The following is a 13206-nucleotide window of genomic DNA, read 5'->3' on the forward strand; positions in this document are numbered from 1 at the left end:
GCCAGCAAGCTGTCCAGTAGTGCGTCAGGTACGTTGTGATTTTTCGAGCTCATTGTGCCTCCAGACTAGGTAGCAGTTTCCTGCCAAATGTCCGTTTACACAAAATTCAGTACACGCCCCAAAGCAGGCTTGCTACAGCTGGACAAATACACGCCATCGCTGATCATCAGCGACCTGAACATGCCCGAGATGAACGGGCTGGAATTCATCCGCACACTGCGCCAGCGCCCGCCACTGGCACAAACACCGGTCATCATGGTTACTACCGAGCTCAGCGACAGCATGAAAGCCGCCGGACGCGCCGCCGGGGCGACCGCGTGGCTGACCAAACCACTACAACCCCCGCTGCTGCTCAAGGCAGTACATGCACTGCTGCAGCAATAAGCACAGTCATGGCAGCCCGGCCGCAGCGCCGGGCGACAAGACAAACATCAGGCAGGCATAGACCACAACGGCGGCAGCTGCATGGCCTCCAGCTGCTGCTCCAGCTCGTTAATGCGTTCCAGCCAGTAGTGTTCACTACCAAACCACGGAAACGCCGCCGGGAAAGCCGGATCCGCCCAGCGCGCCGACAGCCAGGCGCAGTAGTGCAGCAAGCGCAGGCTGCGCAATGGCTCGATCAGCCGCAGCTCGCGGTAATCCAGATCACAAAACTCTTCGTAGCCCGCCAGAATAGCCGCCAGCTGTGCCGACTGCTGCTCGCGCTCGCCGCTAAGCAACATCCAGATATCCTGAATGGCGGGTGCCATGCGGCTGTCGTCCAGGTCGACAAAATGCGGGCCGTCTGGCGTCCACATCACATTACCGGCGTGACAATCGCCGTGGGTACGCAGCAGGGTCAGTGCAGGCAAGCTGGCAAAAGCTGCCTCGGCCATACCGATCACCGCCTGCGCCACCTGGCCAAAGCGCGCCGCCAGATGCTTGGGCAGGTGACCGCCTGTTTCGATAATACTCAAGGCATCGTGGCCAAAGGTTTGCACCGTCAGCGCCGGGCGCGTGGCGTAAGCCTGGCTGCGGCCAATAGCGTGAATGCGCCCCAGAAACCGCCCCAGCCATTCTAGCGTGGCCTCGTCTTCCAGCTCGGGCGCCCGCCCGCCACGGCGCGGAAACAGGGCAAAGCGAAAGCCCTGCCATTGCAATAGTGTCTGGCCGGCAAACGCCAGCGGCGCCACCACCGGGATTTCGGCCTCTTGCAGCTGGCGGGCAAAGGCATGCTCCTCCAGAATCTGCGCGTCCTGCCAGCGCCCTGGCCGGTAAAACTTGGCAATCAGTGGCGGGCCGTCCTCCATGCCCACCTGATAGACACGGTTTTCATAGCTGTTCAATGCCAGCATGCGGCCATCGCAGCGCAAGCCGGTACTTTCCACGGCATCCAGCATCAGGTCGGGCGTCAGCGCGGTATAAGGGTGTAGGGTATCCATGCCCCGCATTATGCGCGCAGCGCACGGCCTGCGGCCAACCTTTGCAGTCGTTGCCGCCAGGGCTTACCATCGTGGCATGAGCCTATCCTTTACCTACTTCGAAGCCGAAGACCGCCTATTGGTACTGATACAGCCCGGCGGCCACCAGCTATGGCTGACACGCTATCTGACCCAGTCCATCCTGCGCGATATTGCCGCCCTGTTTGCCCGCGCCGTGCCGGGCGAAGGCATCCCCGGTGCCGGCAGCAGCGAACAGCGCATTGCGCTGGAGCACCGCATGGCCATGAACGAAGAAGACCTGGCCGACCAGCCCGGTCACGGCGGCGGCATGAAATTCGCACAAAACTCCCCGGCCCTTCCCGCCAGCGGTAGCGTGCCGTTATGCACGGGGCTGGATGCCCAGGCAGGCAGCGACTACGCCAGCCTCAGCTTTACCATCGGGCAGCAAAACATCACGATGCGACAAAACCGTCCAGGTTTTCATCGTTTCCTGCGCACCCTGGCCCTGTGTGCGGAAAAAGCCGGGTGGCACATTCAGGATGTCCCACCCTGGCTGACGCAAAGCCTGCTGGCCGAGCTGTTAAGCACGCTGCCGCCGCTGGACGAGCCCGATGCCAGCCACGACAGCGGCCTGCCGTCTTAAGCTGGCCATCAGCCACCTACATCACACTGCTGTTTTTTTTGCGAAGACACCATGACCAGCCCAGCCCACAGCCCGCAACACCAAGCCGCCCAACGCAGCCTGTGGGTCAGCGTCGCAGTCAATATCGTACTGACCATCGCCCAGCTACTCGCCGGGGTATGGGCCGGCTCGCAAGCCCTGGTGGCTGATGCACTGCACTCGCTGTCCGACCTGCTGGCCGACTTTGTCGCGCTGCTGGCGCGCAAGCACAGCAGCAAGGCGCCAGACCACGACCACCAGTACGGCCACTACCGCTACGAAACAGCGGCCTCTCTGGTGCTCGGCGCCCTGCTGTTGGCCGCTGGCTGCAGCATGCTATGGGGGGCAGGCAACAAAATCCTCCACCATACCGCCCTGTCGCCGGTCCACCCGCTGGCACTGTACGTCGCGCTATTCACTCTGGTATCGAAAGAAAGCCTGTTCCGCTACATGCTGGCGGTGGCCACCCGCGTGAAATCCAGCATGCTGGTGGCCAACGCCTGGCACGCACGCGCGGATGCGGCGTCCTCGCTGGTAGTGGCTGCCGGTATTGGCGGTAACCTGCTGGGCTACACCTGGCTGGACCCGTTGGCCGCCGCATTGGTGGGCTTCATGGTTGGCCGCGCCGGCTGGCAGTTTGCCTGGGATGCGCTGCACGACCTGATGGACCGCGCCGCCGACGACGACACCGTGGCCGCCATCCAGCAAGCGCTGCTGGAGACCCCCGGCGTACAAGGCATACACGACCTGCGCACCCGCCGCCTGGGTGACCATGTCCAGGTTGACGTGCACCTGGAAATCGACGGCGAGCTCACCGTCTACCAGGGCCACGACATCGCCGCAGATGCCCGGGCGCGGGTGATGGCGGCTCACCAGGTGCTGGACGTCATGACCCACATCGACCCCGTGGGCTTGCCGGTAAACCAGCGTTAAAAAAAAGCCCCTGCAGTGCAGGGGCCAACGCTGTCAAAGTCCAACAGCAGGGTCGATCTAGCTGCGCGCCGGCAGCGGGCTGTGTAGCCACGGCGTGCCCAGCGCACGCGAACGTAGCCAGCCCACCACCACCAGCAGCAACGTCAGGATGCCGGTGCCCAGTACCTCGACGCGGTGATCCGGGCGTAGCGCCATCAGCAGCAGTACCGCGCAGATGAACACGATTACCGCCCAGGTCAGCCACGGGAACAGCCACATGCGGAACGCCGGCTGCTCGCCTCGTGCCTGCATGCGCTGGCGCATGCGCAGCTGCGATACCGCAATCACCAGATACACCAGCAGCGCGATGGTGCCGGAGGTGGCCAGCAGCACGTTGAACACTTCGGACGGCACCATATAGTTGGCAATCACCATCAGGAAACCCACTACCATCGAACCCAGTACGGCTTTCTGCGGAGTACCGTTGGGCGCCACGTGGCCAAACAGGGCAAACGCATCGCGGCGCGAAGCCAGCGAGTACAGCATGCGCGAGGCGGTATACAGCGCCGAGTTCAGGCAGCTGGCCACCGACACCAGCACCACCACGTCTACCAGTGCCTTGGCATTGGGGATGCCGATCAGCTCCAGCGTACGCTGGTAAGAGCCTTGCAGCGGCAGCTGCGGGTCGTTCCATGCTACCAGCGAGGTCACCACGAAAATGGAGCCCAAGTAGAACAGGCTGATGCGCCATACCACCGAGTTGGTGGCCTTGGTGATCTGCTGCTGCGGGTTGTCCGACTCGGCCGCGGCAATGGTGACAATCTCGGTACCCAGGAAGGTGAACATGGTGGTCAGCATGGCGCCCAGCACCGCGCCAAAGCCGTTAGGCATGAAGCCGCCGTGGGCCATCAGGTTGGCCACACCGCTGGTCTGGCTACCCGGAATCAGGCCAAAGATCGCCGCACCGGCAATGGCCAGGAACAGCACGATGGCCACCACTTTCACCAGCGCAAACCAGAACTCGAACTCGCCGTAGTTCTTCACGCTGAACAGGTTGGTGATGGTTAGCAGCATGGTAATGCCCAGCGCAAACGCCCACATCGGCACGCCGGCAAACCAGGCGTGCAGAATGGTGGCGGCGGCGGTGGCTTCCAGCGGAATCACCAGTACCCAGAACCACCAGTACAGCCAGCCGATGATGTAGCCGGCCCAGTGCCCGATAGCACGGTCGGCGTAAGTGGAAAACGAACCGGTATCGGGCGAGGCCACGGCCATTTCGCCCAGCATGCGCATCACCAGCACCACCAGCATGCCGGCAAAACCGTAAGCAATCAGCACGGCGGGGCCGGCTTCGGCGATGGCGTGGCCGGAGCCCACGAACAGGCCGGCGCCAATGACGCCGGCAATGGACAGCATGGTGACATGCCGTTGCTTGAGCCCGTGGCTCAAGCCGGAAGAAGATGCAGTCATTCAGGGTTTCTCTCTATCGGATCGATGTGACACGTGCCGTCAGCGGCCTTCTTGTCATGGGCAAGTCTTGACTGCCCGCGCGCAGTGTACGACCTGAATGGCGATATACTTAGACCCAATTCCGGTTTTTTAATGGAGCCAATCATGACCACCCCTGCCCAGCCTGCCAGCGCACCGTCGCTGCTGAGCGACCTGCTGTTGCTGCAATTTCGCCGCGGCGACAACGAAAGCAATAACCAGCAGCTGTACCGGCTGATGCGCGACGGCATTTTGCAGGAGATCCTGCCGCCGGGGCTGCGGCTGCCCAGCTCGCGCCAGCTGGCCGACGAACTGGGTGTGGCGCGTAATACCGTGCTGCACGCCTATGAAAGGCTGGCCGCCGAGGGCTACGTCAGCGCCGGCGTCGGTCGTGGCACCTTCGTGCTGGACACCCGCCCCGACCGCCTGCACGGCCAGCCGGCCGCGACACCCTCGCCAGCCCGCGCCACCACTAGCCTGGTATCGCGCCGCGGTCACGAGCTGGTGAGCCAGGCCGGTGCCGGCCAGCGCCAGTGGGGCGCCTTCATGCCCGGCGTACCGGAAATCCGCACTTTCCCGGCGCGTACCTGGATGCGGCTGCAAAACCGCCAGTGGCGCAAACCGCAACCCGAGCTGCTTACCTACTCGGTCGGCCCCGGCCTGCCGGCGCTGCGCCAGCAACTGGCCGACTACCTGCGCAGCTCGCGCGGGGTGCGCTGCACGCCAGAGCAAATCATCATCACCAACGGCGCCCACGCCGCACTGCAGCTGATCGCGCTGTTGCTGGGCGACCCCGGTGACAAGGCCTGGGTAGAAGAGCCGGGCTACTGGGGCGTGCACAGCGTCTGGCGCAGCGCCGGCCTGGACACGGTACCGGTGCCGGTAGACGACGAAGGCCTGCAGGTAGACGCCGGCAGCGGCGAGGCCAGGCTGATTTTCGTGTCGCCCTCGCACCAGTATCCGCTTGGCGCCGTGATGAGCCTGGCACGGCGCCGCCGCCTGCTGGCGCACGCGCGCCGCCACGGCAGCTGGGTAGTGGAAGACGACTACGACAGCGAATTCCGCTATGGCCGCCCGCCGCTGCCGTCGCTGCAGGGGCTGGACCAGCACGGCCGCGTGATCTACCTGGCCACCTTTTCCAAGGTGATGTACCCCGGCCTGCGCCTGGCCTATATGGTGGTACCGGAAAGCCTGGTACACAGCTTCCAGACCGGTCTGTCCGAGCTGTACCGTGGTGGCCAGTACCTGACGCAGGCCGTGCTGGCCGACTTCATCGCCGAGGGCCACTTTGTGGCGCATATCCGCCGCATGCGCCAGCTGTACGCGCAACGGCGCCAGGTACTGCTACACGCCATCCGCCTGCACTTCGGCGATAGCCTCCCCATCCACGACGGCTCGGCCGGCCTGCACCTGGTGCTGGGCCTGCCGCCGGGCAGCGATGACCTGGCGGTGAGCCACGCCGCGCAGCAAGCCGGCGTGCTGACACGCCCGCTCAGCCAGTACTACCGCGCCGGCCAGCCACAACCCGGCCTGTTACTGGGCTACGCCCACGTGGACGAGGCCGATATTCCGCGCCACTTTGCCGTGCTGGCGGGCGTCATCCGGCAGCATTGCGTGCCGCCGGCACAAGGGTAAATCCGCATTGGCATCTCCCCGTGCACGGGCTTTAATCAGGATAAGCCCAGCCGGGCATTGCGCCGGAGAACTGCACACCGCCATGAAAGTCGCTCTTTTCATCCCCTGTTTTGTCAACGATCTGTACCCCCACGTCGCCATGGCTACCGCCGAGCTGCTGGAAGGCTACGGCGTAGACGTGCACTACCCGCTGGCCCAGTCCTGTTGCGGCCAACCTTTAAGCAATAACGGCGACAGCCAGGGTGCCTGCGATGCGGCGCGCCGTTTCACCGGCATTTTCAAAGACTACGACTACGTGGTATCGCCGTCCGGCAGCTGTACCGCACACGTCAAGCACCACTACCCATGGTATATCGCCGACAACGCCGACTACCAGGCACTGCAGCCGCGCATCTACGAGATCGTGGAGTTCCTGCAAGACGTACTGAAAGTGGAAAAACTGCCCAAGCCGGTGTACTTCCCGCACACCGTATCCATCCACCAGAGCTGCCACGGCCTGCGAGAGCTGGGCCACGCCGCGCCGTCCGAGCTGATGATCCCCTACCACTCGCGGCTGGAACGCATCCTGCAGCTGGTAGACGGCATCGAGATCAAGCAACCGGAGCGCCGCGACGAGTGCTGCGGCTTTGGCGGCACCTTCAGCGTGGACGAGCCGGAAGTATCGGTGGCCATGGGCGAAGACCGCGTGGCGCAGCACGAAGCCACCGGCGCGCAGTACATCGTGGGCGCCGACCCGTCGTGCCTGATGCACATGGGCGGCATCATCCGCCACCGCTGCCGCCCCATCCGCCCGCTGCATATCGTGGAAATCCTCACCGGTCGCGGGGGCGCAGCATGAAAAACGACAATATCAACCACGCCGCAGCCGCGGCCGCCTTCCTGCAAGACCGCGAACAGGCACGCTGGCACGACAGCGCTATCTGGTGGGTACGCCAGAAGCGCGACATGCAGGCCAAGCAGCTGCCGGAATGGGAGCAACTGCGTGCACTGGCGCAGCAGATCAAGGCGCACACGCTGTCGCGGCTGGACGACTACCTGCAGCAGTTCCAGGCCAACGCCGAGAAAAACGGCGTTACCGTGCACTGGGCAGCCGATGCCGACGAACACAACCGCATCGTGCACGGCATTCTGGCCGCCGAGGGCGTGAAGAAACTGGTGAAGTCCAAGTCCATGCTCACCGAAGAGTGCGGGCTGAACCCCTATCTGGAACAGCACGGCATCGAGGTAATCGATACCGACCTGGGCGAGCGCATCGTGCAGCTGCGGCAAGAGCCGCCCAGCCACATCGTGATGCCGGCCATCCACCTGAAAAAAGAACAGATCTCCGAGCTGTTCCACCGCGAGCTGGGTACCGAGGCGGGCAATAACGACCCCACGTACCTGACCCACGCCGCGCGCGCCAACCTGCGCGAGCATTTCCTCACCGCCGACGCCGGCCTGACTGGCGTGAACTTTGCCATCGCCGAAACCGGTGGCGTGGTGGTGTGTACCAACGAAGGCAACGCCGACCTCGGCACCGCGCTGCCGCCGATCCACATCGCCAGCATGGGCCTGGAAAAAATCATTCCGCGGCTGGAACACCTGGGCGTGTTCACACGCCTGCTGGCGCGCTCGGCCATCGGCTCACCGATTACCACCTACACCTCGCACTTCCACCGCGCCCGCCCCGGTGGCCAGATGCACATCGTGATCGTGGACAACGGCCGCAGCGACATCCTGGGCAACGACGACTTCTACCAGAGCCTGCGCTGCATCCGCTGCGGCGCCTGCATGAACACCTGCCCGGTGTACCGCCGCAGTACCGGCCACAGCTACAGCTACATCATCCCCGGCCCCATCGGATCCACCCTGGGCCCCAGCCGCGACATCAAAAAGCACGGCAGCATGGCGTTTGCCTGCACCACCTGCGGCTCGTGCAGCAATGTATGCCCGGTAAAAATCAACCTGCACGAGCAACTGGTACTGCAGCGCAAACGCGCCTTCGACGCCGGCACACTGAAGCCGGCCAAGAAAATGGGCCTGCTGGCGATGCGCTTCCTCACCCAGCACCCATCGCTGATGGACGCCGGCGGCAAGGTGATGCGCAAGGTAGTGCCCATCGTGCCGGACAGTCTTACCCGCCATAGTGCGTGGTCGCGGCCCGGCCGCGCGCTACCGGAAATGCCGGAGCAAAGCTTCAAGGAAATGTGGCAAGCCCGCCAGGAGAAAAAGTCATGAGCAGCCGAGAACAGATCCTGGCGCGGCTGCGCCAGAACCGCCCGCAAGGCCCGGCACTGCCCGATATCGACGCGGTACCGTTCATCACCTTCGACGACAAGTTCGACGCCTTCCGCACCCTGGTACGCAACCTGGGTGGCGACGCCGTGCAGCTGGCTGACGGCGACAGCGTGCTGGGCGTGGTACAACAACGTTGGCCGCAACACGGCCGCCTGGTAGACCTGACCGTAGAAAACCACGAGGAAAGCCCCAGCCCGCACGCCTGGCACGACGTGGACGTGGCCATCGTCCCCGGCGAGCTGGCAGTGGCCGAAAGCGCGGCGGTATGGGTCAGCCACGCCGACAACCAGTGGCGCTCGATTTACTTCCTGACCCAGAAACTGGTGCTAGTGGTGCCGCGCGACGCTATCGTGGACACCATGCGCGACGCCTACCGCCGCATCGCCATCCGCGAGCAAGGCTTTGGCGGCTTCATCAGCGGCAGCTCGCGCACCGCCGATATCGAACAAAGCCTGGTGATGGGCGCGCACGGCGCCATGGCCGCGCTGGTGGTGTTTGTCTGATTGCAGTAAGTTGTTGCTTCCTTTGGCGGCCCGCGTGGCCGCTTTTTTTGCGGCCAACGTTGGCCGCAGACGCAAAAAAGCCACCCGAAGGTGGCTTTTATATCGAGCAGCAGCTCAGCGCTCTACCTTGTAACGCGGTGGCAGCAACAGTGCCGGTACTTCGCGCTGGCGTTGCGGCAGGATACGCCCGCCAATGCCCAGCTTCACCGTCTTGCGGCCTTCGCCTTCGTCGTGCGTATCGCGTGCGTCACGGCTATCCGGCGCATGGCGGCTATCGCGGCGCGGCTTATCGCCATACAGCGACGGGCTGCGCTCGCCACGCTCGGCGCGTTCGCTGCGGCGCGGGGCATCGCTGCGCTCGGCACGGTCAGGGCGCTCGCTGCGTTCCGGGCGTTCGCTACGCTCGCGACGCGGTGCACTGGCGGCGTCGTCGCGCGGCGGGCGGCCACCAAAACCTTCCGGCAGGGGCAGCGGCGGCAAGGTTTGACGGGTCAGCTTTTCGATCGCCTCGTGCTGGCGCGTCTCGTCCGGGCTCATCAGCGAGATGGCCACACCGGAGGCACCGGCACGGCCGGTACGGCCAATACGGTGCACATAGTCTTCCGGCGAGTTCGGCATTTCGTAGTTCACTACGAATGGCAGCTCGGAAATATCCAGACCACGGGCGGCCACGTCGGTAGCCACCAGCACTTTGACTTCGCCACTTTTGAAGCGCTCCAGCGTTTCCAGGCGGGCGCTCTGCGCCTTGTCGCCGTGGATGGCTTCGGCGGCGTGGCCGTCACGCTTCAGGTCGCGCGACAGTTGGTCGGCAGAAATCTTGGTCTTGCAAAACACAATCACCTGGCTCATTTCGCGCTCGCGAATCAGGTGCGACAGCAAGGCGCGCTTGCGGAAACCGTCTACGGCAAACACCAGCTGCTCGACCTGGGCATTGGTCGAGTTCTGGCGGGCTACTTCTACGGTTTGCGGGTCGCGCATGAAGTCTGCGGCCAACCTTTTGATCTCGGGCGCAAAGGTGGCCGAGAACAGCAAGGTCTGGCGCTCTTTGGGCAGCAGCGACATGATCTTGCGGATGTCCTGGATAAAGCCCATGTCCAGCATGCGGTCGGCTTCGTCCAGTACCAGCACGTCTACCTTGTTCAGCTGGATGGTTTTTTGCTGGATATGGTCCAGCAGGCGGCCCGGGGTGGCGATGACGATTTCGATGCCACGGCGCAGCTCGGCGACCTGCGGGTCCATGTTCATGCCACCGTACACGGTAGTCGTGCGCAGCGGCAGGTACTTGGTATACGCCTTGGCATTCACGCCAATCTGGTCGGCCAGCTCACGCGTGGGTGACAGGATCAGCGCACGCACCGGGTGCATGGCCGGCGATACGCTGGGGTTGGCAAACTTTTTCAGACGCTCCAGGATAGGCAGCAAGAATGCAGCAGTCTTGCCTGTACCGGTTTGGGCAGCAGCCAGCAAATCACGGCCGGACAACACCAGTGGAATGGCCTTGGCCTGGATGGGGGTAGCTTCCGAGTACCCCATTTCGTCGATGGCACGCAGGATTTCAGGTGCCAGGCCTAGCTCGGCAAACGACATGTCAGGAACTCCATCAGCCTTGCCCGCGTTACCGGGCAAAGCCGTTTGTAAACGATTAAAAAGCGAAGCGCCGCCAGTGCCTGGCGGCGCATCATGCGTCCGGCCCTAGCCGAACAGGCTGACCACGCTGATCAGCAGAATCACGAACAGCCACAGCAGTACCGTGCGCCATACCAGCCCTACCGCACTTTTCAGGTATTGCGGGTCGGCTTCATCACCCACGCCCAGCTCGGGGCGGAAATTGATGGTGTAGTTCTGGCGCAGCGGGTCGCCCAGTTTGACACCCAGCGCACCCGCAGCAGAGGCTAGCAGGATACCGGTGGCGTAATTACCCCAGGTTCTGGCCTGCGAACGCCAGCAGTACACGGCGTCTTCAAAGTCTCCCATTACGGCAAAGCTCGCGGCAGTCAAACGTACCGGCAACCAGTCCAGCCATTCTCCGGCACGGCCGGCAAAGCGGCCGAACAGGTCATCCGCAGCACGGCCACCCCATTTCTGGGCCAGCAGCTGGGTGAAACGGTACAACACAGCCCCTGTCGGGCCAGGCAACAACACAAACCAGAACATGGTGCCAAACACGTGACGGTAGCTGTCTACCACCCCTTGCTCTATCGCCAGGCGGGACACTTCGCCAATGCTCAGCTCGGCCGTGGGCTGGTTGGTCCAGCTAGCCAGTGCCTGCTTGGCCTCCAGCTCCTGGCCATCATTCAGTGCCAGGGAAATTTCAGAGAAGTAGCTGGAGAAATGACGAAAACCCATGGTCAGGTACAGCACCAGCACGTTCCAGACAAACCCCAGTACCGGGCTGATCGCACACAGCAGGTAAAACCCGCCGCCCGCCAGCAGCAGTACCGGCAACATGGCTGCCAGCCAAGCCAGCACGCCATGACGGTTGTAACCCGCATTCAGGGTGCGCTCCAGATGGTTGGCGTAACGGATGAACAGCAACAACACCCGGTTACGGTTACCCAAAGGGCGGAATTGCTCCAGAACCAGCGCGGCGATAAGTGAAATCAGGGTCATGGGTCTGCGGAAAGGAATTGGTTGTGGCCCGCGAAGGAAGATACCACAAAACCGTCATCAGGCGGGCTGCTGCGCTCAGGCGGACCCCAGGCGGCGGGAGCCGCCTACACCGGAAGACAGGGTGCCGTGTCGGCCGTAGCCATCCACGCCTTGCATGGCACTGCGTAAAGAATCAATGACTGCCGTGGCAAACCGCATGCGTTCATCCGCCATGCTGGCATTCAGGTCATTCAACGCTTTCAGACGCAATAGCGCCAGTTCCAGCGCCTGCCAGCATTGCTGCACCTCGCCAGGAGCCTGCTGCAGCCATGGCAGCCAGTCATCCTGCTGCGCCAATCCTGCAGCCTGCTGCAGGGCAAGGCGCTGCGCGCGCAACACTGAAAGCTGTGTCAGCTGCTGCATTTTTTGCTGCGCAAGCTCTTCGATCTGAAAAGCATCCATACGCAAAATGGCCTGCTGTTCCTGCTGCAGGGTTACCTGCAGCGTTTCCAGCAAGGCCATTTCAGACTGGCACGAGGCCAGAAATACCGCTACATCCATTTGCATCTGTCCGGTTTATCACCCCTGGCGGGCCAGTTTACCGCGCCAGCAGCTCCTGTGCAGAAGCAATCAGGCTGTCGGCAATGGCACCGGGGTTGATCTTGAACTCGCCGGCAGCGATGGCAGCCTTGATCGAGGCGACTTTGTCTGCATCAAAAGCCGGGGCTGCTGCTGCAGCCTGCTCCATGCCCTGCAGGCGGCTGGCAAATGGATTGATCGCAACGCTTTCACCGCCATCGGCACGCGAAAATGCCTTGGCACTTGCATCGCTTTCTTTCGGGCTGGTACGGCTTGGGGCAGCGTAGCTGGCTGCAACCTTGCCTGAGTTGTCGATTTTCATGATTTACCTGCACTGCTTTTTATCGGTTATTTCTATTATCGCCCGAAAAATCCGAAACTTGACGCTTTTTTTAGGGCACGAATACCGAAACACTGCCATCCGCGTCCACGATGCCAGAAACCACCTTGCCGTTTCCTGCCCGCACATTCACGCGCTCGCCCACGCCAGCGTTACCCAGCGCGGTAGCGTCACTGCCGATGACGAAACCATCACCTTTTGCCTGCAAGCGCACCGGTTGATTCATTTTGACAACATAAGGCAGGCGCAGCTGCCCACCCTGCAGCACGGTACCCGCCGGCAAGGTAGCGGTCACCATCCGGCCGATCACCAGTTGCACGTCGCGCAGCCCCTGCGATGTCTGGTTGCGGTTAATGGCAGCCAAACGGATATCTGCCGCCTGCAGTACTTCGCCACTGCGCACCAGCCTTGTGGTAACGACCGCGACGGGTAGCTCGCTCGCCGTAACCGGCAGCCGCAAGGTCCAGCCGGCAGCCGCACAACTCACTTCCAGCTGGCTCCTCGGCGCACTACTGCCTGCGGGCCAGCCTGCCTGCAAATCTTGCGGGCAATTCGGCATGGCCGCTTTCTGGCGCGGCGCAGCCAGGCGGTATGCATAACCGTCATCCCCCTTCTGGCTTTGCAGGAACACTTCTGCCGCCTTTTCCGGTAGCCGGGTCTCGGCCGCCAACACCGTCGCAGCCAGCAACAAGCCGCCTGGCAACCATAGAAGTTTGTGTCTATTCATGTCCTGATTGTAACGCCAGTACAACAAAAGATCGGCAAATACAGCCTTATCGAACAATTGTTTCAATCGGCCGC

At 63.0% G+C, this 13206-nt stretch carries 14 protein-coding genes; 7 read left to right on the top strand and 7 right to left on the bottom strand.

The window, feature by feature from the left end; genetic code table 11:
• Positions 1–87 precede the first annotated feature (87 nt).
• Positions 88–384 carry a response regulator gene (locus PQU95_RS07230; RefSeq protein ID WP_272751362.1) on the top strand — a complete coding sequence of 99 codons (297 nt, stop codon included), beginning with the start codon at positions 88–90 and terminating at the stop codon, positions 382–384.
• A gap of 47 nt (positions 385–431) precedes the next feature.
• Here PQU95_RS07230 and PQU95_RS07235 read toward each other — a convergent pair whose 3' ends face one another.
• A complete protein-coding gene (locus PQU95_RS07235; protein ID WP_272751363.1) occupies positions 432–1421 on the bottom strand; it encodes a serine/threonine protein kinase in 990 nt (329 codons plus the stop codon).
• 76 nt (positions 1422–1497) lie between these two features.
• Here PQU95_RS07235 and PQU95_RS07240 point away from each other — a divergent pair, with 76 nt between their 5' ends.
• Positions 1498–2064, top strand: a complete 567-nt coding sequence (locus tag PQU95_RS07240; protein WP_272751364.1) for a hypothetical protein — start codon at positions 1498–1500, stop codon at positions 2062–2064.
• Between the two features lie 51 nt (positions 2065–2115).
• Entirely contained in the window at positions 2116–3015 is a 900-nt protein-coding gene (locus PQU95_RS07245) for a cation diffusion facilitator family transporter (protein ID WP_272751365.1), read from the top strand.
• A gap of 57 nt (positions 3016–3072) precedes the next feature.
• On the opposite strand, the gene gabP is transcribed toward PQU95_RS07245, so the two are convergent.
• Positions 3073–4464: a GABA permease gene (gene gabP / locus PQU95_RS07250; protein WP_272751366.1), complete on the bottom strand. Its 1392-nt coding sequence runs from the start codon at positions 4462–4464 to the stop codon at positions 3073–3075.
• A 144-nt stretch (positions 4465–4608) separates the two neighbouring features.
• Between gabP and pdxR the strand changes: the two genes are divergently transcribed.
• From pdxR to PQU95_RS07270, 4 genes are all read left to right on the top strand, one after another.
• Entirely contained in the window at positions 4609–6117 is a 1509-nt protein-coding gene (gene pdxR / locus PQU95_RS07255; RefSeq protein WP_272751368.1) for a MocR-like pyridoxine biosynthesis transcription factor PdxR, read from the top strand.
• Between the two features lie 82 nt (positions 6118–6199).
• Positions 6200–6955 (top strand): (Fe-S)-binding protein, encoded by a 756-nt coding sequence (locus tag PQU95_RS07260; RefSeq protein ID WP_272751369.1) that lies wholly within the window; start codon positions 6200–6202, stop codon positions 6953–6955.
• Complete coding sequence (locus PQU95_RS07265) at positions 6952–8334, top strand: lactate utilization protein B (protein ID WP_272751370.1); 1383 nt, start codon at positions 6952–6954, stop codon at positions 8332–8334. The genes PQU95_RS07260 and PQU95_RS07265 overlap by 4 nt, the downstream gene beginning before the upstream one ends.
• On the top strand, positions 8331–8897 hold the full coding sequence (locus PQU95_RS07270; RefSeq protein ID WP_272751371.1) for a LutC/YkgG family protein: 567 nt from the start codon (positions 8331–8333) through the stop codon (positions 8895–8897). Before PQU95_RS07265 ends, PQU95_RS07270 begins: the two co-directional genes overlap by 4 nt.
• 114 nt (positions 8898–9011) lie before the next feature.
• Here the strand turns inward: PQU95_RS07270 and PQU95_RS07275 are convergent, their stop codons facing one another.
• The 5 genes from PQU95_RS07275 to flgA all read right to left on the bottom strand — a co-directional run bounded on the left by PQU95_RS07275 (position 9012) and on the right by flgA (position 13132).
• Entirely contained in the window at positions 9012–10484 is a 1473-nt protein-coding gene (locus tag PQU95_RS07275; protein ID WP_272751372.1) for a DEAD/DEAH box helicase, read from the bottom strand.
• A gap of 105 nt (positions 10485–10589) precedes the next feature.
• Positions 10590–11507, bottom strand: a complete 918-nt coding sequence (locus PQU95_RS07280) for a CobD/CbiB family protein (RefSeq protein ID WP_272751373.1) — start codon at positions 11505–11507, stop codon at positions 10590–10592.
• A gap of 75 nt (positions 11508–11582) precedes the next feature.
• Positions 11583–12047, bottom strand: coding sequence for a flagella synthesis protein FlgN (locus PQU95_RS07285; protein ID WP_272751374.1), 465 nt, complete (start codon positions 12045–12047; stop codon positions 11583–11585).
• A gap of 37 nt (positions 12048–12084) precedes the next feature.
• Complete coding sequence (gene flgM, locus PQU95_RS07290) at positions 12085–12387, bottom strand: flagellar biosynthesis anti-sigma factor FlgM (RefSeq protein ID WP_272751375.1); 303 nt, start codon at positions 12385–12387, stop codon at positions 12085–12087.
• Between the two features lie 70 nt (positions 12388–12457).
• The gene (gene flgA, locus PQU95_RS07295; RefSeq protein ID WP_272751376.1) at positions 12458–13132 is read right to left on the bottom strand and encodes a flagellar basal body P-ring formation chaperone FlgA; all 675 of its coding nucleotides are present in this window, start codon (positions 13130–13132) and stop codon (positions 12458–12460) included.
• Between the last annotated feature and the right edge of the window lie 74 nt (positions 13133–13206).

Origin of the sequence: Vogesella aquatica, assembly GCF_028548455.1 — a bacterium.
GTDB lineage: Bacteria > Pseudomonadota > Gammaproteobacteria > Burkholderiales > Chromobacteriaceae > Vogesella > Vogesella aquatica.

What these genes read in the sequence shown, in the direction of transcription:
- PQU95_RS07230 (WP_272751362.1), top strand. Translation starts at nt 88, where the DNA reads ATGTCCGTTTACACAAAATTCAGTACACGCCCCAAAGCAGGCTTGCTA.
- PQU95_RS07235 (WP_272751363.1), bottom strand. Translation starts at nt 1,421, where the DNA reads ATGGATACCCTACACCCTTATACCGCGCTGACGCCCGACCTGATGCTG.
- PQU95_RS07240 (WP_272751364.1), top strand. Translation starts at nt 1,498, where the DNA reads ATGAGCCTATCCTTTACCTACTTCGAAGCCGAAGACCGCCTATTGGTA.
- PQU95_RS07245 (WP_272751365.1), top strand. Translation starts at nt 2,116, where the DNA reads ATGACCAGCCCAGCCCACAGCCCGCAACACCAAGCCGCCCAACGCAGC.
- gabP (WP_272751366.1), bottom strand. Translation starts at nt 4,464, where the DNA reads ATGACTGCATCTTCTTCCGGCTTGAGCCACGGGCTCAAGCAACGGCAT.
- pdxR (WP_272751368.1), top strand. Translation starts at nt 4,609, where the DNA reads ATGACCACCCCTGCCCAGCCTGCCAGCGCACCGTCGCTGCTGAGCGAC.
- PQU95_RS07260 (WP_272751369.1), top strand. Translation starts at nt 6,200, where the DNA reads ATGAAAGTCGCTCTTTTCATCCCCTGTTTTGTCAACGATCTGTACCCC.
- PQU95_RS07265 (WP_272751370.1), top strand. Translation starts at nt 6,952, where the DNA reads ATGAAAAACGACAATATCAACCACGCCGCAGCCGCGGCCGCCTTCCTG.
- PQU95_RS07270 (WP_272751371.1), top strand. Translation starts at nt 8,331, where the DNA reads ATGAGCAGCCGAGAACAGATCCTGGCGCGGCTGCGCCAGAACCGCCCG.
- PQU95_RS07275 (WP_272751372.1), bottom strand. Translation starts at nt 10,484, where the DNA reads ATGTCGTTTGCCGAGCTAGGCCTGGCACCTGAAATCCTGCGTGCCATC.
- PQU95_RS07280 (WP_272751373.1), bottom strand. Translation starts at nt 11,507, where the DNA reads ATGACCCTGATTTCACTTATCGCCGCGCTGGTTCTGGAGCAATTCCGC.
- PQU95_RS07285 (WP_272751374.1), bottom strand. Translation starts at nt 12,047, where the DNA reads ATGGATGTAGCGGTATTTCTGGCCTCGTGCCAGTCTGAAATGGCCTTG.
- flgM (WP_272751375.1), bottom strand. Translation starts at nt 12,387, where the DNA reads ATGAAAATCGACAACTCAGGCAAGGTTGCAGCCAGCTACGCTGCCCCA.
- flgA (WP_272751376.1), bottom strand. Translation starts at nt 13,132, where the DNA reads ATGAATAGACACAAACTTCTATGGTTGCCAGGCGGCTTGTTGCTGGCT.